This is a genomic window from Pseudomonas sp. GM78 (genome assembly GCF_000282475.1).
Lineage (GTDB): Bacteria > Pseudomonadota > Gammaproteobacteria > Pseudomonadales > Pseudomonadaceae > Aquipseudomonas.
In genome coordinates, this window is the sequence record NZ_AKJF01000060.1 from 1 (window position 1) to 22,965 (window position 22,965).

Sequence of the window (22,965 nt, forward strand, 5' to 3'; positions counted from 1 at the left end):
CCGGCTGGCTGCCACTGCCGATCATCCCCAGTGCAGGCACCGCGCTGACGCTCCAGCCCGCGCCCAGCCGCGTGGCCAGGGACGGTTGCAGGCGCTCGGCTTGCGCCAGGATGTCGGTTTGCGCCCGGGTGAGCAGGCGCAGGCTTGGCAGACGTTCGGCCAGTCGGTCCGGGTTGCGGTACAGACCCAGCACCGCTTCGAGGGCGGCCAGGGTCAGCTTGTCGACCCGCAGCGCTCGTTTGAGCGGGTTCTTCTTGATCCGTGCAATCAGTTCCTTGCGCCCGACAATCAACCCGGCCTGGGGACCGCCGAGCAATTTGTCGCCGCTGAACGTGACGATGTCCGCGCCATCGAGCAGGGCCTGGCGCACCGTCGGTTCGGCCGGCAAGCCCCAGCGGGTCAGGTCCAGCAGGCTACCGCTGCCGAGGTCTTCGAGCAGCGGCAGGCCATGTTGATGGGCCAGGCGCGCCAGTTCGACGGTCGGCACCCGGGTGGTGAAACCCTCGATGCTGTAGTTGCTCGCATGCACGCGCATGATCAAGCCGCTGCGCGGGCCGATGGCGGCTTCGTAGTCGCGGGCATGGGTGCGGTTGGTGGTGCCGACCTCGACCAGCTTGACCCCGGCGCGCGCCATGATGTCGGGGATGCGAAAGGCGCCGCCGATTTCGATCAGCTCGCCCCGGGAGATAATGCCTTCCTTGCGCGCGCCCAGGCTGTTGAGGGTCAGCAGCACCGCCGCGGCATTGTTGTTGACCACGGTCACCGCTTCGGCGCCGGTCAGCTCGCGGATCAGGCCTTCGATCAGATCGTCGCGGTCGCCGCGTTTGCCGCTGTGCAGGTCAAACTCCAGGTTCAACGGAAAGCGCGCAGCCATTTGCACGGCGTCGATGGCTTCCTGCGGCAACAAGGCGCGCCCCAGATTGGTGTGCAGGACCGTCCCGGTGAGATTGAACACCCGGCGCACGTGGCTGCGATGCTGGCTGGCCAGACGCTCGCCCGCCCTGCCCGCCAGCACCTGCGGGGTGAGTTCGACCGCGTCGAGTTGCCCCGCCAGGACAGGTTGGCGCAAATCATCGAGCAACTGGCGCAGGCTGGCGAGCAAGGCGTCGCGCCCATAACGTTCGGCCAGCGACTGGCAGGCCGGATGGCGTAGCAGGCTGTCGATGGAGGGCAGTCGCAAGGCTGGGCGGGTGGATCTGGCAGACATCAGGCGCTCCGGCAAACGTTGACCGCCTGAGTGTAGACGTTCGCTTCAGTCGCCCCCGGGTGCCAGCAGCAGATTGGGCGCCGGGCGCACAAAGCCTTCCTGGTCCAGGCGCATGTCGAGCATCAGGCTGCTCAGGTCGGCGGACAGCGCTTCGGCCTCGGCGTCACATTCCAGATACAGCTGCTTGAGATAACTGTGACAACCGGGACAGGTTTCAGCGCGCAACGGTGCCTTGTCCGCAGCAAAGCGGTCGCTGTCGAGACTGACGTATTGCAGGCCTTTGCTCTGCTCGCAATACACGCACTTGACCCGCACCACATGCCATTCGCAGGCACACAGCGAGCACACCAGATAACGCAAGCCGTTGTACTTGCCGCGATGGCGGATCACCCCAGCCATGGCCGGTGAACCGCAGGCCGGGCACTGGTTGAGGCTATTGCCGGGTTTCAAGGCGAGTTCTTTGGTACTCAGCAGCCAATGGCTCCACGCGACTTGCAGGGCCGCCCCCAGGAATGGCACCAGCGCCGCCGGCAGCAAGGCGAACTGGCCGCTGACCAAGGCGATCGCCCACGCCTTGAGCTGCCCGACGTTGGCATCACGCAAGGTTGCCACGGCGTTTTCCACCGCCGGTTGTGCCGGTGGCTGATACTGATGCAGCAGCGCTTGCAGATACGCCAGCCACGCATCCTCGCGCACCAGGCTGTCGGCGGCGAACGGTGGCAGGCCATGATCCAGGCACAGTTGGACGCGTTGCGGGTCCGGCACGGCCGCGTTTGGTGGATCGTCCATCAGGCGTTGCTGCACGTTGCACAACCCCGCCACCAGGCGCAGGTAATCGGCCAACGGATGGCCATCGGCAAGGCGCTCCAGTCGCTGCGCACGCAAGGCAAACAGGTTAGGCGGTGGCAAGTGCAGAAACGGCGGCGATGTCGCCGCTGCTTCGATCTGTCCCGGCTCCAGGATCGTGGCCAAGTGATTATCCTTTTTTATTCAGCGGCGGATCGACACGCTCGTCCCGGGTCACTTCGCGGTACCAGAGCCCGTGGTGTTTTTTCGCCCAGGCGCGGCTGACCCAACCATGCAGCATGGCGCTGACCGAGCCCTTGATCCAGATGCCGGCGTAGATGTGCACGATGATGCTCAGGATCAGCACGAAACCGGCCAACGCGTGTAGCAGCATCGCCCAGCGAATGCTGGTGATGCCGAAATAGGCACTGAAGTAAGCGCGCCAGATCACCAGCCCGCTGAACAGCAGCACCAGCATGCACAGCAGTAAAGTCCAGAACAGCAGCTTTTGCCCGGGATTGTACTTGCCGATGGCAGGCACACCCTCCTCCTCATTTTTCATCACCCGGTCGATGCGTCGCAGCCACAGTCGATCATTGGCGATAAAGATATTGGCGCGCCAGAAGCTCAGGACCAGGCCGAAGAAAAATACGAACATCAGCACCCCCATGAACGGGTGCAGGATGCGCGTCCAGGGCCCGCCACCGAACAGGTTGCTCAACCAGAACAGCGCCGGGTGGAACAACGCCAGGCCCGATAGCCCCGCCATCAGGAACAGGATCGCCACCAGCCAGTGGTTGGTGCGCTGGTTGCTGGTGTAGCGCAGGATCTGTTTGCGGATCATGGCCTGTCCTCCCGCTTCGGATCATAGACGTGCACCGAAGGATCGACTTCATGTACCGAGGGATCGCTCGACGGCGGCAGTTCATCCTCCTCGACCACCTGTGGCCCGACGCGCACATAATGGAAGAACCCGGCCAGTACCGCCGCGCCCATGGCCAGCAGCGCCAGGGGTTTGCTGACGCCTTTCCACAGGCTCACCAACGGGCTGATCACCGGATCGCTGGGCAGGCCGGCGTACAACCTCGGCGTGTCGGCGTGGTGCAGCACATACATCACGTGCGTGCCACCGACGCCCGCGGGGTCGTACAGGCCGGCGTTGTCGAAGCCACGGTTCTTGAGGTCGACGATGCGTTCGGCGGCATGCTCCTTCATGTCCTGCTTGGAGCCGAACACGATCGCGCCGGTCGGACAGGTTTTCACGCAGGCCGGCTCCAGCCCCACCGCCACCCGGTCCGAGCACAAGGTGCACTTGTAGGCCTTGTGGTCCTTTTGCGAGATGCGCGGAATGTTGAACGGGCAACCGGTGATGCAGTAGCCACAGCCGATGCAGTGATCCTGATTGAAATCGACGATGCCGTTGGCGTGCTTGATGATCGCCCCGGGACTGGGGCACGCCGCCAGGCAGCCGGGTTCGGCGCAGTGCATGCAACCGTCCTTGCGGATCAGCCATTCCAGGTTGCCGGCTTCGGTTTCGTGCTCGGTGAAACGCATCAGGGTCCAGGTTTCTGCGCTCAGGTCCTGCGGGTTGTCGTAGGTGCCAAGGTTGTGGCCGACGTCGTCGCGCAGCTCGTTCCATTCCGAGCAGGCGACCTGGCAGGCCTTGCAGCCAATGCACTTGGTGGTGTCGATCAGCTTGGCGACTTCCTCCAGGTTGCGTACCGATGACGGCACGGTGGTGGTGGCCGAGCGGGCAATGATGTCTTGGCTGGCCATTTAGACTTTCTCCACGTTGACCAGGAATGACTTGGATTCCGGGGTCTGGGTGTTGCCATCGCCGAGGAACGGCACCAGGGTATTGGTCAGGTAGCCATGGCGCGTGAGCCCGGTGAACCCCCAGTGCAACGGGATACCGATCTGGTGCACGATCTGGTTGTTGACCTGCAACGGACGAATCCGCTTGGTCACCACCGCCACCGCCTCGATGAAACCACGCTTGCTGCTGACCCGCACCCGGTCACCGGCGACGATGCCTAATTCCTTCGCCAGCACTTCGCCGATCTCGACGAACTGTTCGGGCTGGGAAATCGCGTTGAGCTTGCAGTGCTTGCTCCAGAAGTGGAAATGCTCAGTCAGCCGGTAGCTGGTGGCGGCGTAGGGGTAATCCTTGGCCACGCCCAACGAATCCCAAACCGAATCGAAGATCCGCGCCGCCGGGTTGCTGGTGGCCTTCTTGTTCTGCGGGTGCAACGGGTTGATGCCGATCGGCGTCTCGAACGGCTCGTAGTGCTCGGGGAATGGCCCTTCGTTCATCTTGTCGACGGCAAAGAACCGCGCCACGCCTTCGGGGTTCATGATGAACGGATTCATCCCCGCCTCCGGCGCCACGTCAGCCTTGTAGTCCGGCACATCGGTACCGGCCCAGGCTTTGCCGTTCCACCACACCAGGCGCTTCTTATCGTCCCAAGGCTTACCTTGCAGGTCGGCCGAGGCACGGTTGTAGAGAATCCGCCGGTTGGCCGGCCAGGCCCAGGCCCAACCCTGGTGCTGGTGCATGCCATACGGATCGTTGTTGTCGCGCCGGGCCATCTGGTTGCCCGTTTCGGTCCAGCTGCCGCAGAAAATCCAGCACCCGGACGCCGTGCTGCCGTCGTCCTTGAGTTGGCCGAAACCGGCCAGTTGCGCATTGCCCTTGATGAGCGCCCCAGTGGCATCGGTAAAGTCGGAAATGGCGTAGCCGTTGACCTCCTTGGCCAGTTCTTCCGGTGACGGTTCGTCAGGGATCTTGTAGGGCCACGACAGTTTCAGCAGCGGATCGGGATAGGCGCCGCCCTCGGCCTGATAGCGCTGGCGCAGGCGCAGGAACAGCTCGCTCATGATGCGTATGTCGGTGTAGGCCTCGCCTGGGCCGTCGGCGCCCTTCCAGTGCCATTGCAGCCAGCGACTGCTGTTGACCAAGGAGCCGTCTTCCTCGGCGAAACAGGTGGTGGGCAGGCGAATCACTTCGGTCTGGATGGCGGTGCTGTCGACGTCGTTGTACGGCCCGACCTTTTGCCAGAACTCCGAGGTCTCGGTGGCCAGCGGGTCCATCACCACCAGCCATTTGAGCCTGGCCAGCGCGGCCATCACGCGGTTCTTGTCCGGCAACGCCGCTATGGGGTTGAAGCCTTGGCACATGTAACCGTTGACCTTGCCCTGGCCCATCAGGTCGAACACCTTGAGGATGTCGTAGTTGGGAATGTCCAGTTTCGGCAGATAGTCGAAGGCCCAGTTGTTTTCCAGCGTGGCATTGGCGCCGTACCAGGCTTTCATCAGGCTGACGTGGAATTTGCTGTAGTTCTGCCAGTAGGACAGTTGCCCCGGCCGCAACGGTTTCTGCGTGCGCTTGAGGATGTAGGCGGTGTAGTCCTGTTCGGCATCGCCGGGCAGCGTGAGGTAGCCCGGCAGCGAGTTGGACAGCAGGCCCAGGTCGGTCAGCCCCTGGATATTGGAGTGCCCGCGCAAGGCATTCACGCCCCCGCCCGGCATGCCGACGTTGCCCAACAACAGTTGCACCATGGCCGCGCTGCGGATGATCTGCGCGCCAATCGAGTGCTGGGTCCAACCCAAGGCATAAAGAATGGTCATGGTCTTGCCCGGTTGCGAGCAAGTGGCGATTTCCTCCCAGATTTTCTGCATGGCATCGACGGGCATGCCGCAGATCTGGCTCGCCAGTTCGATGTTGTAGCGGCTGTAATGCTGCTTCATCAGTTGATAGACGCAGCGCGGGTCCTGCAGGGTCGGGTCGGTTTTGACGAAGCCGTCTTCACCCAGCTCATAGCCCCAGCCGGACTTGTCGCTATACACCCGCTTGGCCGCGTCATAGCCGCTGAAAATCCCGTCCTCGAAGCCATAGCCGGCTTTGACCAGGAACGACACGTCGGTGTAGTTGCGCACATACTCGTGCTGGATCTTGTCCTCGGTCAGCAGGTAATTGATCAGCCCGCCCATGAAGGCGATGTCGGTACCGGTGCGGATCGGTGCGTAATAATCGGCCACCGAGGCCGTCCGGGTGAATCGCGGATCGACCACGATCAACCGCGCCTTGTTGTGCGCCTTGGCTTCGGTCACCCACTTGAAACCACAGGGGTGCGCTTCCGCTGCGTTGCCACCCATGACCAGAACCAGATTCGCGTTGGCGATATCGGTCCAGTGATTGGTCATGGCACCACGGCCGTACGTCGGGGCAAGACTTGCCACCGTCGGGCCGTGTCAGACACGTGCCTGGTTATCGAACCCCAGCATGCCGAGACTGCGAACCACCTTGTGGGTGATGTAGCCCGCTTCATTGGACGCCGCCGATGCCGCGAGGAAACCGGTGGTCAGCCAGCGGTTGACCGTCTGGCCCTGGGCGTTCTTCTCGATGAAGTTGGCGTCGCGGTCGGCCTTCATCAGGTCGGCGATGCGATCGAGCGCTTCATCCCAGGAGACTCGCGTCCACTCGCTGCTGCCGGGCTTGCGCATCTGCGGGTATTGCAGGCGGCCGGGGCTGTGAATGAAGTCCAGCAGGCCCGCGCCTTTGGGGCACAGGGTGCCGCGGTTGACCGGATGGTCGGCGTCACCTTCGATGTGGATGATATTTTGCGCGACATTCTTGGCCGCATCGCCCTGGCTGTACATGATCAACCCACAACCGACCGAGCAATACGGGCAGGTGTTACGGGTTTCATGGGTGTGGGCGAGCTTGAAATGGCGCACCTGCTCGGCGAAGGCGGCCGTCGGGGCCATGCCCAACGCGCCCAGGCTGGAGCCTGCAAGGCCGATACCGGCGACCTTGAAGAACTGACGACGGCTGAGGTCCATCGTGCACTCCTTATCAGGTGGAAATCCGGTGCGTTGCCGGACTTTTCTGGACAATCACGGTTGCGGCAGTCTCGCTACCGACACCTGAAACTGTAGACAACGGGTGGGCGCCTTGTGTGAAAACCGACCGTCGGGCAACCGACAACATCCTTGCTCGCGCCCACCGGGGCTTGGCGATTATCATGGTTGCCATTCCAACCCAGCGTTTACGAGACTGCGCATGACTTTCGATTTTGATCAGGTGTTCGACCGCCACGGCACTGGCAGCACCAAGTGGAGCCGTTACCCGGCCGACGTGTTGCCGATGTGGGTCGCCGACATGGATTTCGCCGCGCCGCCGATGATCATCCAGGCCCTGCAAAAGCGCCTGGAACACCCTTTGCTCGGCTACAGCGTGGCCAAGGACGATTTGCGCGAAGCCATCGTTGCCGATTTGTGGAACAAGTACGCCTGGCGCGTCGAGCCGCAAGAGCTGATCTTCCTGCCCGGCGTGGAGTCGGGCTTCAACATGGCGCTCAAGGCGCTGGTACAGCCGGCGCAGAATGTGGTCGTGCAGGTGCCCAACTACCCGCCCCTGCGCCACGCGCCGGGCCATTGGGGCCTGAACAAGGTCGAGCTGAACTTCAACCCGCAGCCTGACGGCACTTACACCACACCTCTGGCGACCTTGAACGAGTCCCTGCAAGGGGGCGGCGCGCTGCTGCTGAGCAACCCGCACAACCCGTTGGGCAAAGCCTTCGCCCGGGATGAACTGCAGGCCATCGCCGACATCTGCCTGGCCAACGAAGCCTGGATCATTTCCGACGAGATCCACGCCGAACTGTGCTTCGACGGCCGCCAGCACCTGCCAATGGCGTCCCTGAGCCCGCAAATCGCCCAGCGCACGATCACGCTGATGTCGGCCAGCAAGGCCTACAACATCGCCGGCCTGAAAACCTCGTTCATGATCATCCAGGACCGCCACCTGCGTGAGAAGGTCAATCATGCCCGTTGCGGCATGGTCGACAGCGTCAATCCGCTGGGCATGGAAGCCACCCGCGTCGCCTACAGCGAAGCCGCCCCCTGGCTCGCCGCGCTGAAGGACTACCTGCAGGGCAACCGCGATTACCTGGTCGACGCCGTGCGCAGCCGTTTGCCCGGCATCACGATGAATGTGCCGCAAAGCACCTACCTCGCCTGGCTCGATTGCACGGCCCTGGGGCTGGATAACCCGCAACAGTTCTTCCTCGAACAAGCCAAGGTCGGCCTGAGCCCTGGCCTGGATTTTGGCGATGACTGCCAACAGTTCGTGCGCCTGAACTTCGGCTGCCCGCGGTCGATGCTGGAAGAAGGGATCGCGCGCATGGAGCACAGTTTGCGTCATCGGATCGCCTGACCTTCCCCTGTAGGAGCCAGGCTTGCCGGCGAAGAACGATCACGCGGTGCAACAGACACACCGCGGCGTCTGGTTCGGCGGGAAGCCTGGCTCCTACAGTCGAGAAGCTGCGACACCCGATTGAGATGCCCGAAATCTCCAGCTTAGCGACGCCGTCCGAAAGTCCTGAGCTGAGACATCTTCAAGATTGTTCAGCTTAGGTTCAGGTAATTGTCAATCACTCCCATATGGGAATGAGTGTCATTATGTTACAACTTAGCACCCTATCTAATTCCCCACGGTGCTGAATGCTCGTTCCTTTTCTGATCATGCTGCGCGAAGGCATTGAAGCCGCGTTGATCGTTGGCATCATCGCCAGTTACCTCAAGCAGACTGGCCGTGGCCAATGGATGCCCGCGGTGTGGATCGGGGTGTTCCTCGCCGCCGCCCTCGCGCTGTTGGTGGGCGGTGGCCTGGAGTTGGTCAGCGCCGAGTTTCCGCAGAAGCAACAGGAACTGTTTGAAGGCGTGGTCGGCCTGGTCGCGGTCGGCATTCTCAGCTCCATGGTGTTCTGGATGCGCAAAGTGGCGCGTTCGATCAAGCACTCGCTGCACGTTTCCCTCGATAACGCACTGGCCGGTTCCAGGCACCAGGTGTTCGCGTTGATCGCCATGGTGTTTTTCGCCGTGGCCCGTGAAGGCCTGGAAACGGTGTTCTTTTTGCTCGCGGTGTTCCAGCAAAGCACAGGCCCGGCGGCCCCGATGGGCGCCCTGCTCGGCCTGGTGTTGGCCATCGTCGTTGGCTTGCTGATCTACGGCGGCAGCATGCGCCTCAATCTCGGCGCGTTTTTCCGCTGGACCGGCTTGTTCATCCTGGTGGTGGCGGCGGGAATCCTTGCCAACTCGGTGCAGGCGCTGCATGAAGCCGGACTCTGGAATCACCTGCAGACCGTGCTCTTCGACTTCAGCGCCACGCTGCCGGTGGACGGCCCGTTAGGCTCGGTGCTGGCCGGGATGTTCGGCTACCAGGACGCCCCGACCGTCAGCACCCTCGGTGCCTATCTGATTTATCTGCTGGTGGCGCTGGCGATGTTCTTCATGCCCACCGCCGTTCCCGCCAAACAATCCTCATCCGCTTCCATCCAGTAAGGGCAACCATGCCAGATCAAACCCCACCCCGAGCCTTGCGCTGGGCGGTAGCCGGTTCGGTGATCGTAATGATCGCCGCCGGTGGCCTGTTCTACTATGCCGCGCAATTGGCCGCGACCAAGCGTCAGGCCAACCACGACCAGGTACAGGTGACCATCGCCGCCCACAGCTGTGAGCCGAACGCCCTGACGGTGCCGGCCGGACGCGCCAGTTTTCGAATCGTCAACCACTCGGATCGCGCCGTCGAATGGGAAATTCTTGATGGCGTGCTGGTGATCGAGGAACGGGAAAACATCGCACCCGGGCTGAGCCAGGTGATCAACGCCAACCTGCTGCCCGGCGATTACATGATCACCTGCGGCTTGCTGAGCAACCCCCGCGGCACGCTGCACGTCACCCCGACGGCGGCATCCGATGCAGCCGCCAAGGCCAGGCCCGCCATGCTGGCCTTTGTCGGACCGCTGTCGGAGTACCGCGTATACCTGAGCAGCCAGGGCGCGGCGCTGATCAAGGCGGTCACCGCCCTTGAGCAAGCCATCGCAGCCGGCGACCTGCCCCAGGCGCAAGCGCTGTACCTGCCGGCCCGCGCCGCTTATCAACGCTTGGCGCCCGCCGCGCAACGCCTGGCGCAACTGGACAACGGGATCAACGCCCGTGCCGACTACTTCGAAAAACGTGAACAGGACCCGCAGTTCGTTGGCTTCCATCGCATCGAATATGCGTTGTTCCAGCAACGCAATCTCGATGGCCTGGCACCGGTCGCCCAGCGCCTGCTGACAGACGTCACCGCCCTCAAGCAACAGTTGCTGGCCCAGTCGCTGCCGCCGGAACAGCTGGTGAACATCGTGGTGCGCAATCTCGACAACCTCGCCCAGGTGCGCGCCGGCAGTGGCGAAGAAGAGCGCTACAGCCACAGCGACCTCAACGGTTTCGCCGGCAACCTCGACGCCAGTCGCAAGGTCGTCGAGCTGCTGCGGCCATTGCTGGTCAAGTCCGCCGCACCCCTGCTGGCGCAAATCGACAGCGCCCTTGGCGATCTCGATGCCGAATTCGCCGGATTCAAAGTCGACGAAGGTTATGCCAGCTACGACAGCGTCAGCGCCGGGCAACGCCAACAGATCGGCGACAAGGCCAAGGCACTGGCCGTCGCACTCGATGGGATAGATCCCGCCCTTGGCCTTTCCGGCCTGTAAGCAGAAGACGACTTTCAGATGAACGATTCAGAGCAATTCAACCTTCAGCGCCGCCGGGTACTGATGGGCATGGGCGCCGCCGGTGTCGCACTGGCCGGTACAGCATTGAGCTGCCCGGCCATGGCCGCAAGCCCCGCGCAAGTGACCGAAGCGCCCAGTAGCGAGCGCACCCAGGACCGCCACGATGTTCATGGCAAACACCAGAGCGGCATCGTCACGCCACGTCCGGCAGCCGGCATGTTGGTGGCCTTCGATGTGCTGGCCAGCGATCGCGAGGACCTGGAGCGGCTGTTGCGCACCCTCGATCAACGCATCGCGTTCTTGATGCGGGGCGGCCCGGTGGCCCAGGTCGATCCGAAATTGCCGCCCGTGGATTCAGGGATTCTCGGCCCGGTGGTGACCCCGGACAACCTGACCATCACCGTGTCGGTCGGCGCATCGCTGTTCGACGAACGTTTCGGCCTGGCCAACGCCAAGCCCAAGCACCTGGTGCGCATGGTCGGTTTTCCCAACGACGCCCTGGAGCCGGATTGCTGCCACGGCGACTTGAGCATCCAGTTCTGCGCCAACACCGCAGATACCAACATCCACGCCCTGCGTGACATCGTGAAGAACCTGCCGGACCTGCTTCTGGTGCGCTGGAAGCAGGAAGGCAGCGTGCCGCCCCAGGCCCCGGCCAAACCCGGCGTGCCGGCCCAGAGCGCGCGTAATTTCCTGGGTTTTCGCGACGGTTCGGCCAACCCCGATTCCAACAATGCCCAGGACATGGACCGCATCGTCTGGGTCCAGCCCGGCAGCGACGAACCGGCCTGGGCGGCCAACGGCAGCTATCAGGCGGTGCGCATCATCCGCAACTTCGTCGAACGCTGGGACCGCACGCCGTTGCAGGAACAGGAAAGCATTCTGGGCCGGGTCAAGGCCAGCGGTGCGCCCATGGGTGGTCAGCATGAGTCGCAAGTACCGGACTATGCCAAAGACCCCCACGGCAAGCTGACCCGGCTCGACGCGCATATCCGCCTGGCCAACCCGCGCACCGCAGAGGCCCAGGCCAACCTGATCCTGCGCCGGCCGTTCAACTACTCCAACGGTGTGAACAGGAACGGGCAACTCGACATGGGTTTGCTCTTCATCTGTTACCAGGCCGACCTGGAGAAAGGCTTCATCGCCGTGCAAACCCGACTCAACGGCGAACCGCTGGAGGAATACCTCAAGCCGGTCGGCGGCGGATACTTCTTCACCCTGCCGGGAGTGACGGGCGAGCAGGATTTCATTGGCCGCTCGCTGCTTGAAGCCACGCAACCCAAGACCACAGCCTGACCACCACAACAAAGACGGAACCGCCCCATGAAAAAGTCGCCCCTTGCGTTAATGCTGACCCTAGGCTTGCTCAACACCCCGCTTGCGGCATGGGCGGCAACGGCGCCGCTGGAGCTGGTGCAGCCGATTTCGGACTACAAGATCTACGTCACCGAGCAACTGGATGAGCTGGCCAGTCACACCCGGCAGTTCACCGACGCGGTGAAGAAAGGGGATCTTGCGACCGCGAAAAAACTCTACGCCCCGACTCGCGTCTACTATGAGTCGATCGAGCCGATCGCCGAATTGTTCAGTGACCTGGATGCATCGATCGACTCCCGGGTCGACGACCACGAACAAGGCGTGCAGGCCGCAGACTTCACCGGTTTCCACCGCATCGAATACGCGCTGTTTTCGCAAAACAGCACCCAGGGCCTGGGTGAACTCGCCGATGGCTTGAACAAGGATGTGCAAGACCTGCAAACCCGCGTCGCCGGCCTGACCTTCCCACCGGAAAAAGTCGTCGGCGGCGCTGCGGCCCTGCTTGAAGAAGTGGCGGCGACCAAGATCTCCGGTGAGGAGGACCGTTACAGCCACACCGACCTCTATGACTTCCAGGGCAATATCGACGGGGCGAAGAAGATCGTCGACCTGTTCCGTGGGCAGATCGGGAAACAGGACGCGGCGTTCGTTGCCAAGGTCGATAAAAACTTCGCCACGGTGGACAAGATTTTGGCGAAATACAAAACCGGGGATGGCGGTTTCGAGACCTATGACAAGGTGAAGGAAAACGATCGCAAGGCGTTGGTCGGGCCGGTGAATACGTTGGCTGAGGATTTGTCGACGTTGCGGGGCAAGCTTGGGTTGAATTGAGTTTTGTAGTGTCTGGGCGGGCTTCATCGCTGGCAAGCCAGCTCCCACAGGTTCCGAGTCGACGCACAATTAAGTGATCGACATTGAACCCTGTGGGAGCTGGCTTGCCAGCGATGGCGTCAGCGGCCGCGCTACAGATCTTAAAGGATGCGGTAGAGCAACCGCTCGATACGCACCCTGCTCACCCGCTTGAGAAACTTCGCCACCCCCGCCGGGTAATCCGGCAGAGTTTGCAGGTCCTGGTAACGCTCTATGCGCCGGGTGTGCTGGAAAATCTGCGCAAGCTCGGTGCGCCGCGGTTCCAGCAGTTCGTTGTGCGGATCATCGATCAGCAAGGCGTTTTCCAGGTCCAGGCGAAACGCTCGCGGATTGAGGTTGTTGCCGGTCAGCAAGGTGTAGCGCTGATCGACCCACATGCCCTTGAGGTGATAGGTGTTGTCGCCGTCCTTCCACAGGTGCAGGTTCAACTGGCCACTGTCGATGTTGCGCTGATGCCGCTTGGCAAAGCGGCGCAGGCTGATCTCATAGAGATACGGCAGCGCCGAGATCACCTTGAACGGTTCGCTCGGTGGAATGTAGAAATCGTTGGCGGTCTTGTCACCGACCACGATGTCGATCTTCACCCCCCTGGCCAGCGCCCGGTTGATTTCCCGGGTCACGGCCAAGGGCAGGTTGAAGTACGGCGTACAGATGGTCAGCTGCTGCCGGGCGCTGCCGATCAGCTCGCCAATCACCCGGCTCAACGGGTTGTTCTTGCCGACGCCCAGTAACGGGCTGACCGACAGGCCGCTTTTATCCGTGCTGCCCTGGGTGGTGTCGTAGGCCGCGTGCTTGAGACGGCTGCGCAGGTCGCCGATGTCGTTGCGCAGGCTGCGGGTGGTCGGCAGGTTGGGCAGGTCCAGGCGATGCACCGCCTTGGAAGCCATCAGGCCGTGCTGCACCAGGTGATGCATCGAGTCGGCCAGGGCACGGTTGTGCAGCAGGTGGTAACGGTCGTACCGGTATTTGTCGAACTGGTGCAGGTAGACGTTGTTCAGGCTCGCACCGCTGTAGATCACGCAGTCATCGATGACGAAACCCTTCAAGTGCAGCACGCCAAACAGCTCGCGGGTCTGCACGGGCACGCCATACACCGGCACGACGCTTTCGTGGGTGCGGGTCATTTCCTGATACCAGGCCGAGTTGCCCGGCTGCTTGCCGGCACCGATCAGCCCGCGCTGGGCGCGCAGCCAGTCGACGACCACCGCCACGTCCAGTTCCGGACGCGCCAGCTTGGCCGCGTGCAAGGCATCGAGGATTTCCTGGCCAGCCTCGTCCTGTTGCAGGTACAGCGCAACGATATAGATGCGCTGGGTGGCGCTGGCGATTTTCTCCAGCAGGCAACGACGGAACTCGGCGGCGCCAGAGAGAATGGTGACGGCATCGGCGGTCAGCGGAAAACTGCGCAGTTTGGGCAGCAGGGGGCGTTTGAAAAGCGACGGCATAGGGCTCGCAATGGGTCGAATCCGAAGAGTTTGAGAGCTTACACCATCGATGGGTTTGGGTCTTGTTGATGTCTGCAAAGACGCCATCGCGAGCAGGCTCACTCCTACAGGTGAACTCATTTCAAATGTAGGAGTGAGCCTGCTCGCGATAGCGATTTCATGAGCGATGCAAAATAATATTTGACCAAGGAGAACGATCGTTCTACTGTAGCGACATGAACAAGATAACCAGCAACGACACACGCGACATCATTCTGGATGTCACCGAAAAGTTGATCTACAAAAGTGGCATTGCCGCCACGGGCATGGATCTCCTGGTGAAAACCGCCGGCGTCTCCAGAAAAAGTATCTACCACTACTTCGCCAACAAGGAGGAGCTGACCGTCGCCGCCCTGCAACGCCGGGACGAACGCTGGATGCACTGGTACAGAAGCGAAGTCGGACAGGCCCAAACGCCGGCCGAACGCCTGCTCAACCTGTTTACCGTGCTCACGACCTGGTTCGCCAGCGAAGGCTTTCGCGGCTGCGCGTTCATCAACACCAGCGGTGAAACCGGCGACCCGCAAGACCCTGTGCGGCTGGTCGCCAGGGACCACAAACAGAAGCTGCTCGACTACGTGTGCGAGCTGTGTACCGAATATGGCGCTGAAGATCCGCAGGTGCTGGCCAAGCAGCTGCTGATCCTGATCGACGGCGCCATTACCGTCGCACTTGTCATGGGTGACCACAGTGCAGCCGATAATGCGCAATGCATGGCGCGGAAGTTATTGGGCCTGTAATAACTTGATCAAGACCGACAACTTGCTTGAACTTTAATTTAATAGGGAGACTTGAAATGTCTAACGCCGAAGTTCGTCCGCCATTGCCGCCATTCACCCGTGAATCGGCTATTGAAAAAGTTCGCCTGGCCGAAGATGGCTGGAACTCCCGAGATCCGGAACGTGTTTCGCTGGCCTACACTTTGGACACGAAATGGCGCAACCGCGCCGAGTTCGCCTACAACCGTGAAGAAGCCAAGGGTTTCCTGACGCGCAAATGGGCCAAGGAACTGGAATATCGCCTGATCAAGGAACTCTGGGCGTTTACCGACAACCGCATCGCCGTGCGTTATGCCTATGAATGGCGCGACGATTCGGGCAACTGGTTTCGCTCCTATGGCAATGAAAACTGGGAGTTTAACGAAGACGGCCTGATGGCGCGGCGCTTCGCCTGCATCAACGACATGCCGATCAAGGAAAGCGAGCGCAAGTTCCACTGGCCGCTGGGTCGTCGTCCTGACGATCATCCGAGCCTGTCGGACCTGGGCCTGTAATCCAGCACTGATCGTTCCCACGCAGAGCGTGGGAACGATCAGTCGTGTTCAGGCAACCGCTGTTTGCGGTTTTACCTGCGCTTTAGCTTCTAGCTGACGCACTAACGGCAACACCCGCTTGCCGAAATACTCCACTTCTTCCTGAAAGTGCAGGAACCCCGCCAGCACCAGGTCCACCCCCACTGCTTTCAATGCGACAATGCGCTCGGCAATCTGTTGCGGCGTACCGATCAGGTTGGTCTTGAAGCCGTCGTTGTACTGCACCAGGTCCTCGAACGTTGACTTGGCCCAGTTGCCCTCGCCTTCGGGCGATGCCCTGCCCGCCTGTTTCGCCGCATCGCCAAAGGCATTCACCGCCTGCGGATCGGCCTCGTCGATGATCTGCGCCAGTACCGCCCGCGCCTCTTCTTCGGTGTCACGGGCAATGACGAAGGCGTTCACGCCAACCTTCACGGAATGATTGTTCGCCGCGGCCTTGGTTCGAATGTCGTCGACCTGGGCCTTGATGCCTTCCGGGGTATTGCCATTGGTGAAGTACCAGTCCGACACCCGCGCGGCCATGTCCCGCGCCGCACGAGAACTGCCGCCCTGGAAGATCTCCGGCCGGCCCAGTGGCTTGGGCTTGAGGCTGTAATTGTCGAAACGGTAGAAATCGCCGCGGAAGGTGAAGTTGTCTTCGGTCCAGACGCCTTTGAGCGAGCGAATGAATTCTTCGGAACGGCGATAACGTTCGTCGTGCTCCAGCCAGTGCTCGCCAATGGCCTGGAATTCGCCCTTGAACCAGCCGCTGACGATGTTGACCGCCACCCGGCCATCAGTCAGTTGATCGATGGTCGCCAGTTGCTTGGCCGCCAGCGCCGGTTGCCATGGGCCCGGCAGGATCGCGGCGATGACTTTCAATTTGCTGGTGGCGGCCAGCAATGCATGGCTGAAGGCGACGGACTCATGCTGGTATTCGGCACCGTAGCCGGCGGTGAAACGGATCTGCGTCAGCGCATATTCAAACCCCGCCTCTTCGGCCAGTTGCGCCAGTTTGCGGTTGTAGTCGATGCCCCAGTGGGTCCGTTGCTCGATCTTGCTGACCACCAGCCCTCCGCTGACGTTCGGTACCCAGTAGGCGAATTTGACGGCTTGCTGACTCATTGGTGTGTCCTCGGGACATGGGGAATGTCCTTGGGTCAGAGCAGCAAGCGTGCCAGCGTCTGCAACGACGTCCCTGAACCGAATTACTGCCCCCTGTAGGAGCGAGCTTGCTCGCGAAGGCGGCCTGTCTGCCAACATCGATGTTGAATCGGATGGCCCCTTCGCGAGCAAGCTCGCTCCTACAATAATTCGGGGGTTTCTGGGGCAATTTGCTGCTGCGCTGTTGGTACAGCAACAGTTCGAGCCAAATCCATCTCCACACGGCCCCGAAAATCCTGGCTGCTCCCTACGGCATGGACTGTGCAATCGCACCTTGCACACGCATCGTTTTTTCTGCCCAGCCAAGGAGCTGTTCCCATGACCGAACACCAGGTAATCAACCCGCTGTCCGTTGGCACTGACTACGAGACGTTGGCCGCCAGGTTCCGCCCGATTTTCCAGCGAATCGCCGAAGGTGCCCTCGAACGCGAGCAGTCGCGCAACCTGCCCCATGAGCCGATCCAATGGCTCAAGGACGCCGGCTTTGGCGCCGTGCGGGTGCCCGTGGAATACGGTGGTGGCGGCGCCTCGCTGCCGCAGCTGTTTGAACTGCTGATAGAACTGGCCGAGGCCGACTCGAACATCCCCCAGGCGTTGCGCGGTCACTTCGCCTTTGCCGAAGATCGCCTCAATTCGCCACCCGGTCCGACCCGGGACATCTGGTTCAAACGTTTCGTAGAAGGTGACATCGTCGGTTGCGCCTGGACCGAAATCGGCAACGTGGCGATTGGCGACGTGGTCACCAAAGTGTCGCCCCACGGCGAGCAATGGCGGCTTAACGGCGAAAAGTTCTACAGCACCGGCAGCCTGTTTTCCGACTGGATCGACGTCTACGCCCAGCGCAGCGACACCGGTGGCGATGTCATTGCCGCAGTGCGCACGCGCCAGCCCGGGATCGTGCAGAGCGACGACTGGGACGGGTTCGGCCAGCGCACCACGGGCAGCGGCACCTCACGCTTTGTCGACGCCGAGGTGGATGCGCAGAACCTCATCGACTTCGCTACGCGCTTCAAATACCAGACCGCGTTTTATCAGCTGGTGTTGCTGGCCACCCTGGCGGGGATCGGCCGTGCGGCGTTGCGCGATGTGTCCCGGCATGTGCGCGAACGCCAGCGCATCTACAGCCATGGCAATGCCCAGCGCGTCAGCGAGGACGCGCAGGTGCAGCAAGTGGTCGGCGATATTGCCGCCTGGGTGTATGCCGCCGAGGCCGCCACGTTGCGGGCTGCGCAGCCGGCACAACAGGCTTATCTGGCGCGTTTCGCCGGCGATGACGAAAGGGAGCGCGCGGCAAACGTCGCCGCGGAAATCGAATCGGCAAAAGCGCAGGTGGTGGTCACGGACCTGATCCAGCGCGCGTCCACCCAGTTGTTCAATGCGCTGGGGGCTTCGGACATTCGCCAGGGCAAATCGCTGGATCGGCATTGGCGCAATGCGCGTACCGTGTCTTCGCACAACCCGGTGATCTACAAGTCGCGGATTGTCGGGGACTGGGAAATCAACCGGACCGAGCCGCCGTTCGTGTGGCAGATCGGTAATGGGCCCGAGCGAAAATGATGTAGCGCCTGAACGTCCGTCATCGCGAGCAGGCTCGCTCCCACAGGGGAATGCATTTCAAATGTGGGAGCGAGCCTGCTCGCGATGAGGCCGGACGGGTCGCCGCCAGAGTCGGATATAGGTAAGATGTCGCGCCTTCCCCGCAGCCCTTTGCTGCCCCCGCCGATTAAGCCGATTCCATGCCTTTCGAACTCAGCGTTGACCTCACCACCCTGGCCATCCTGGCCTTTGTCGCTTTCATTGCCGGTTTCATCGACGCCATCGCCGGTGGCGGCGGTCTGTTGACCACCCCGGCCTTGCTGACCGCCGGCCTGCCGCCGCACCTGGTGCTGGGCACCAACAAACTCAGCTCGACCTTTGGCTCGGCCACCGCCAGCTTCACCTTTTACCGCCGCAAGTTGTTCCACCCCAGGCAGTGGACCCACGCCATCGTCGGCACCCTGGTCGGCGCGTTGACTGGTGCGGTCGTCGCCCACTACCTGCCGGCCGAATGGTTGAACAAGATGCTGCCGGTGATCGTGTTCGCCTGTGGACTCTATCTGTTGTTCGGTGGCACGCCGAAAGCGCCGCTGGACAGCGACGCACCGATCAGGAAAAAGTGGCAATCGACTCAGGGCTTCAGCCTCGGTTTCTACGACGGCGTGGCCGGTCCCGGCACTGGTGCGTTCTGGACCGTCAGCAGCCTGCTGATGTACCCGATCGACCTGGTGAAGGCCAGCGGCGTGGCGCGCAGCATGAACTTCGTCAGCAACATTGCGGCGCTGTCGGTGTTCGTGTTTTCCGGGCAAGTGGACTGGATCATCGGCCTGAGCATGGGCCTGTCGGTGATGGTCGGGGCCTTCTTCGGTGCTCGCACCGCCATCAGCGGCGGCGCGAAGTTCATTCGGCCGGTGTTCATCACCGTGGTGCTGGGCTTGACCGTGCGGCTAGCCTGGCAACACTGGTTCAGCGTGGCCTAAGCGCCGCGCCACGTAGGCGTCGATCAGGTAACGGGCGATCGAGCGCGAGGCCGGCAACGGCGGCAGGTTGTTCACGTTGAACCACTGGGCGTCTTCGATCTCGTCCTCCTGGCAGACGATCTCGCCACCGGCGTATTCGGCATGGAAGCCGAGCATCATCGAGTGCGGGAACGGCCAGCACTGGCTGCCCAGGTACTGGATGTTCTGCACTTCGATCTGCACTTCTTCACGCACCTCGCGAATCAGGCAGTCCTCCGCCGATTCGCCAGGTTCGGCAAATCCGGCCAACGTGCTGTAGACCCCGGCGACAAAGCGTGGCGAGCGTGCCAGCAGCACTTCATCGCCACGGGTCACCAGTACGATCATGCTTGGGGAAATCCGCGGATAACTGCGTAAATCACACGGCTGGCAATACATCGCCCGCTCGCGCGGCACCTGGGACATGGCCTGGCCGCAGTTGCCGCAAAAACGGTGCTCGCGGGCCCAGGTGCCGATTTGCGCGGCGTAACCCAGGACCTTGAACACGGTGTGATCGCCCTCCAGCATGAACGCACGCAAGCCCTTCCAGTTGCAGCCCGGCACATCGCTGTGGGCGCGCAACTCCAGCAGATAGACAGGTTCGCCATCCAGATGACCAATGCCGTGTTCGGCGAGAATCGCCAGGTCCTGGCGCTTGAGCCATTCGCGGGGGAACAATGCGCCGTTGTCATCGAACAAAAAGCCTTCGGGGCTGCGCGCTACCGCCCAGCCGCCGGGCTGGTCGGTGTCCAGTACTGCCGTGGTCCAGCGTGGAGTCATTTTTCAATCAATCCAGAAATTCAGGTTTCTGTTTGCTCATATGGGCGGCCATGGCCACGCGCAGATCGGTCGATTGCAGCATGGCGGCGTTCCAGGTGGCAACGTATTCCAGGCCGTCGTCGATGCGATGATCGCGCATGTAGCTGATCATCTCCTTGGTGCCGGTAATGGCAATCGGCGACTTGCTCGCAATCTCGCGGGCGATGCCCATGACGCCGTCGAGCAGGCTGGCGGTGTCGCTGTAGATGCGATTGACCAGGCCCATGCCCCGTGCTTCTTCGGCGCCGAAAGTGCGACCAGTGTAAGCCAGTTCGCGCAGCATGCCGTCCCCGACGATTCGCGGCAAGCGTTGCAGCGTGCCAACGTCGGCGGCCATGCCGATATCGATTTCCTTGATCGAGAATTGTGCGTCTTCTGCGGCGTAGCGCATGTCACAGGCGGCGATCAGGTCGATGGCGCCGCCCAGGCAATAACCCTGGATGGCCGCGAGCACCGGCTTGCGGCAGTTGTCGACCGCATTGAAGGAAGCCTGCAGCTCAAGGATCTTGCGGCGCAGCACGCGCGCGTTGCGCCCCACGTCCTTGCCCAGCTCATTGGCCACACCGGCCAGCATCATCAGGTCGATGCCGGAGGAGAAATGCTTGCCTGCGCCGCTGAGCACCACCACGCGAACTTCATCGTTGTCGTCGATCCACTGGAAGATCTCGATGATCTCGGTCCAGAAGGCAGCATTCATCGAGTTGATCTTGTCTGGGCGATTGATCTGCACATGGGCGATTTTATCGACCAGTTCGACGCTGAACGCTGTGTACTGAGACATGCTAGTGATCCTTTACCGGGCAAAAAAGAAGCCCGAACTATAACAAGGCACCCAGGCAGGCGGTAAGGCAGTGGTTCGGCCAAAAGCGGGACCTGTGCGCGCACCATAACAGTGCGAGATGAACGCGACATGACGCACATTTATGTGACTGCCAAGTGACTTGTCGTCACCAAAATGCAAAAAAACCTGCACTTCGTCGGCGCTTTGGCACCGAAACCATGCACGTTCGTACCTAAATAACCGATTGTCGAACAATTTTGCCATCTGGACTTTACCGCTCTAAGTTCTGGCCTAGACTGATTTTCGCGGGGGAGACCGGCCGGTCACAAAGTGGGAAAAAAGTCGAAACTTTTGCCCCAAGGGATCGGTCGAGTGAAAAGAAGGTGCGTTGCGACTGGTGCAATCCTTGCAATGGTTAATTCACCCATTCTGCTTCAGCGCATTTGGGGAGCGCTTGCTCGCCGATGCGTAGCGCTTTTGCGCGCGGCCACACCCATTGGCCACGTAACACCGTTTGCCAGACCTAAGAATTAGATCAACAACACGGGAGATTCATATGACTAGTGCGGCATTGGATGTTCAGGGAGAGCTGGCTCATCAACAGGTCGGCGAATCAAGCGTCGTGACTGCTCGCAGTGCTCAACCGATCAGCGTTAGCGGTACCCGCACGCTGGGCCCGGTTGCCAGTCAGAATCCCAACAAGAAGAAAGTGTTGTTCGTCACCTCCGAGATCGCCGACCTTGTGAAAACCGGTGGCCTGGGTGACGTTTCCGCCGCGCTGCCACGGGCCATGGCGCATCTGCACGATGTGCGTGTACTGATCCCCGGTTATCCGCAGGTGATGCACAGTGAAAATCCGATTCACATCATTGGTGAACTCGGCGGTCACGCGGCGCTCCCGCCGTGCAAGATTGGGCGCATGGACATGCCCGACGGTCTGGTCATTTATGTGTTGATCTGCCCTGAACTCTACGAGCGCGAAGGTTCGCCCTATGGCGCCAATAACGGCCGCGACTGGCCGGACAACCATATCCGTTTCGCCCGCCTGGGCCTGGCGGCCGCCGATATTGCCGCCAACCTCGCACAAATCCACTGGTGCCCGGACCTGGTGCACGCCCATGACTGGCCGGCTGGCCTGGCCCCTGCCTATATGCACTGGCGCGGGCAGCGCACGCCCACCCTGTTCACCATCCACAACCTGGCGTACCAGGGCGTGACGAGCCTGGGGTCCTGCCCCGAGCTGGGCATTCCGCAACACGCCCTGCAACAGGAAGGCATGGAGTTCTACGGCAAGATGTCGTTCCTCAAGGCCGGCATGGCTTATTCGAGCCACATCACCACGGTAAGCGCGACCTACGCCCAGGAAATCACCACCCCGGACTTCGGCTGCGGCCTGGACGGTTTCCTCGCCGCCAAGACCCAGCAAGGCCTGCTCAGCGGTATTCCCAACGGCATCGACGAAAGCTGGGATGCGGCCACCGACCCGCACCTGTTCTGCCCCTTCGAAATCGGCGACTGGAACGGCAAGGCGGTCAACGCCGCCCACGTGCGCCAGCTGTTCGGCCTGCAAGACAGCGAAGGCCCGCTTTTTGCCGTGGTCTCGCGCCTGGTTTATCAGAAAGGCCTGGACCTGACCGAAGCGGTCTCCGAATACATCGTCAAATCCGGCGGCCAGATCGCAATCATCGGGCGTGGCGAGCCGGAAGAAGAGCAAGCCATGCGCGAACTGGCCCTGCGTTTTCCCGGGCAGATCGGTGTGCGCATCGGCTTCAACGAAACCGATGCCCGGCGGATGTTTGCCGGCAGCGATTTCCTGTTAATGCCCTCGCGCTATGAACCTTGCGGCCTGAGCCAGATGTACGCCCAGCGCTTCGGCTCGTTGCCGGTGGCGCGCAATACCGGGGGCCTGGCAGACACCATTGAGGATGGCGTGACCGGCTTCCTGTTCAATGAATCCACGGTGGAAAGTTATCAGCAAGCCCTGAGCCGCGCGTTCAAGGTCTTCGCCTTCCCCGACCTGCTGCACGCCATGCGCTGCCGTGCCATGGCGGCACCGTTCAACTGGTGCAAGGCGGTCGAACCCTACGCCGAACTCTACGAACAGCTGGTGGCCAAGGCCTTGGGGAAATCGCACAAACAGTAAGAGGCTCTCGA

General features: G+C 61.7%; 19 protein-coding genes. 10 read left to right on the top strand and 9 right to left on the bottom strand.

The genetic code is table 11. The features are described 5' to 3' along the window. The 5 genes from selA to fdnG form a co-directional block, all read right to left on the bottom strand. On the bottom strand, positions 1 to 1,207 hold a 1,207-nt coding region (gene selA / locus PMI35_RS24330; protein WP_008056674.1), incomplete at its 3' end, for an L-seryl-tRNA(Sec) selenium transferase. A 45-nt stretch (positions 1,208 to 1,252) separates the two neighbouring features. Then, positions 1,253 to 2,179, bottom strand: coding sequence for a formate dehydrogenase accessory protein FdhE (gene fdhE / locus PMI35_RS24325; RefSeq protein WP_008056675.1), 927 nt, complete (start codon positions 2,177 to 2,179; stop codon positions 1,253 to 1,255). A gap of 4 nt (positions 2,180 to 2,183) precedes the next feature. Continuing rightward, positions 2,184 to 2,837 carry a formate dehydrogenase subunit gamma gene (locus PMI35_RS24320; RefSeq protein WP_008056677.1) on the bottom strand — a complete coding sequence of 218 codons (654 nt, stop codon included), beginning with the start codon at positions 2,835 to 2,837 and terminating at the stop codon, positions 2,184 to 2,186. Beyond that, positions 2,834 to 3,769: a formate dehydrogenase subunit beta gene (gene fdxH / locus PMI35_RS24315; protein ID WP_008056678.1), complete on the bottom strand. Its 936-nt coding sequence runs from the start codon at positions 3,767 to 3,769 to the stop codon at positions 2,834 to 2,836. Before fdxH ends, PMI35_RS24320 begins: the two co-directional genes overlap by 4 nt. Further along, a complete protein-coding gene (fdnG, locus tag PMI35_RS24310) occupies positions 3,770 to 6,835 on the bottom strand; it encodes a formate dehydrogenase-N subunit alpha (protein WP_157295592.1) in 3,066 nt (1,021 codons plus the stop codon). It abuts the gene before it with no gap. Between the two features lie 220 nt (positions 6,836 to 7,055). Here fdnG and PMI35_RS24300 point away from each other — a divergent pair, with 220 nt between their 5' ends. The 5 genes from PMI35_RS24300 to efeO (PMI35_RS24280) all read left to right on the top strand — a co-directional run bounded on the left by PMI35_RS24300 (position 7,056) and on the right by efeO (PMI35_RS24280) (position 12,699). Continuing rightward, positions 7,056 to 8,210, top strand: a complete 1,155-nt coding sequence (locus tag PMI35_RS24300; RefSeq protein ID WP_008056681.1) for a MalY/PatB family protein — start codon at positions 7,056 to 7,058, stop codon at positions 8,208 to 8,210. Between the two features lie 287 nt (positions 8,211 to 8,497). Beyond that, positions 8,498 to 9,337: an iron uptake transporter permease EfeU gene (gene efeU / locus PMI35_RS24295; RefSeq protein WP_008056682.1), complete on the top strand. Its 840-nt coding sequence runs from the start codon at positions 8,498 to 8,500 to the stop codon at positions 9,335 to 9,337. Positions 9,338 to 9,345: 8 nt separating this feature from the next. After that, entirely contained in the window at positions 9,346 to 10,530 is a 1,185-nt protein-coding gene (gene efeO / locus PMI35_RS24290) for an iron uptake system protein EfeO (RefSeq protein WP_008056684.1), read from the top strand. Between the two features lie 18 nt (positions 10,531 to 10,548). After that, positions 10,549 to 11,847, top strand: coding sequence for an iron uptake transporter deferrochelatase/peroxidase subunit (efeB, locus tag PMI35_RS24285; protein ID WP_008056688.1), 1,299 nt, complete (start codon positions 10,549 to 10,551; stop codon positions 11,845 to 11,847). Positions 11,848 to 11,874: 27 nt separating this feature from the next. After that, positions 11,875 to 12,699 (top strand): iron uptake system protein EfeO, encoded by an 825-nt coding sequence (gene efeO, locus PMI35_RS24280; protein ID WP_008056690.1) that lies wholly within the window; start codon positions 11,875 to 11,877, stop codon positions 12,697 to 12,699. Positions 12,700 to 12,839: 140 nt separating this feature from the next. Here the strand turns inward: efeO (PMI35_RS24280) and pssA are convergent, their stop codons facing one another. Further along, positions 12,840 to 14,183, bottom strand: coding sequence for a CDP-diacylglycerol--serine O-phosphatidyltransferase (gene pssA, locus PMI35_RS24275; RefSeq protein ID WP_008056692.1), 1,344 nt, complete (start codon positions 14,181 to 14,183; stop codon positions 12,840 to 12,842). Between the two features lie 215 nt (positions 14,184 to 14,398). Between pssA and PMI35_RS24270 the strand changes: the two genes are divergently transcribed. Then, positions 14,399 to 14,962 (top strand): TetR/AcrR family transcriptional regulator, encoded by a 564-nt coding sequence (locus tag PMI35_RS24270; RefSeq protein ID WP_008056693.1) that lies wholly within the window; start codon positions 14,399 to 14,401, stop codon positions 14,960 to 14,962. A 56-nt stretch (positions 14,963 to 15,018) separates the two neighbouring features. Then, a complete protein-coding gene (locus PMI35_RS24265; protein WP_008056695.1) occupies positions 15,019 to 15,495 on the top strand; it encodes a nuclear transport factor 2 family protein in 477 nt (158 codons plus the stop codon). 48 nt (positions 15,496 to 15,543) lie between these two features. On the opposite strand, the gene sfnG is transcribed toward PMI35_RS24265, so the two are convergent. Further along, positions 15,544 to 16,638 (bottom strand): dimethylsulfone monooxygenase SfnG, encoded by a 1,095-nt coding sequence (gene sfnG, locus PMI35_RS24260; protein WP_008056698.1) that lies wholly within the window; start codon positions 16,636 to 16,638, stop codon positions 15,544 to 15,546. A gap of 357 nt (positions 16,639 to 16,995) precedes the next feature. Here sfnG and PMI35_RS24255 point away from each other — a divergent pair, with 357 nt between their 5' ends. Both PMI35_RS24255 and PMI35_RS24250 read left to right on the top strand, forming a co-directional pair. Beyond that, a complete protein-coding gene (locus PMI35_RS24255; protein ID WP_008056699.1) occupies positions 16,996 to 18,234 on the top strand; it encodes an acyl-CoA dehydrogenase family protein in 1,239 nt (412 codons plus the stop codon). A 179-nt stretch (positions 18,235 to 18,413) separates the two neighbouring features. After that, on the top strand, positions 18,414 to 19,193 hold the full coding sequence (locus PMI35_RS24250) for a TSUP family transporter (RefSeq protein WP_008056701.1): 780 nt from the start codon (positions 18,414 to 18,416) through the stop codon (positions 19,191 to 19,193). Here PMI35_RS24250 and nudC read toward each other — a convergent pair. Together nudC and PMI35_RS24240 are read right to left on the bottom strand one after the other, a co-directional pair. Next, entirely contained in the window at positions 19,161 to 19,991 is an 831-nt protein-coding gene (nudC, locus tag PMI35_RS24245; protein ID WP_008056703.1) for an NAD(+) diphosphatase, read from the bottom strand. The genes PMI35_RS24250 and nudC overlap by 33 nt on opposite strands. A 7-nt stretch (positions 19,992 to 19,998) precedes the next feature. Continuing rightward, complete coding sequence (locus PMI35_RS24240; RefSeq protein ID WP_008056705.1) at positions 19,999 to 20,811, bottom strand: crotonase/enoyl-CoA hydratase family protein; 813 nt, start codon at positions 20,809 to 20,811, stop codon at positions 19,999 to 20,001. A 556-nt stretch (positions 20,812 to 21,367) separates the two neighbouring features. On the opposite strand from PMI35_RS24240, the gene glgA reads away from it, so the two are divergent. Next, complete coding sequence (gene glgA, locus PMI35_RS24235; RefSeq protein ID WP_008056707.1) at positions 21,368 to 22,954, top strand: glycogen synthase GlgA; 1,587 nt, start codon at positions 21,368 to 21,370, stop codon at positions 22,952 to 22,954. Positions 22,955 to 22,965: the final 11 nt, after the last annotated feature.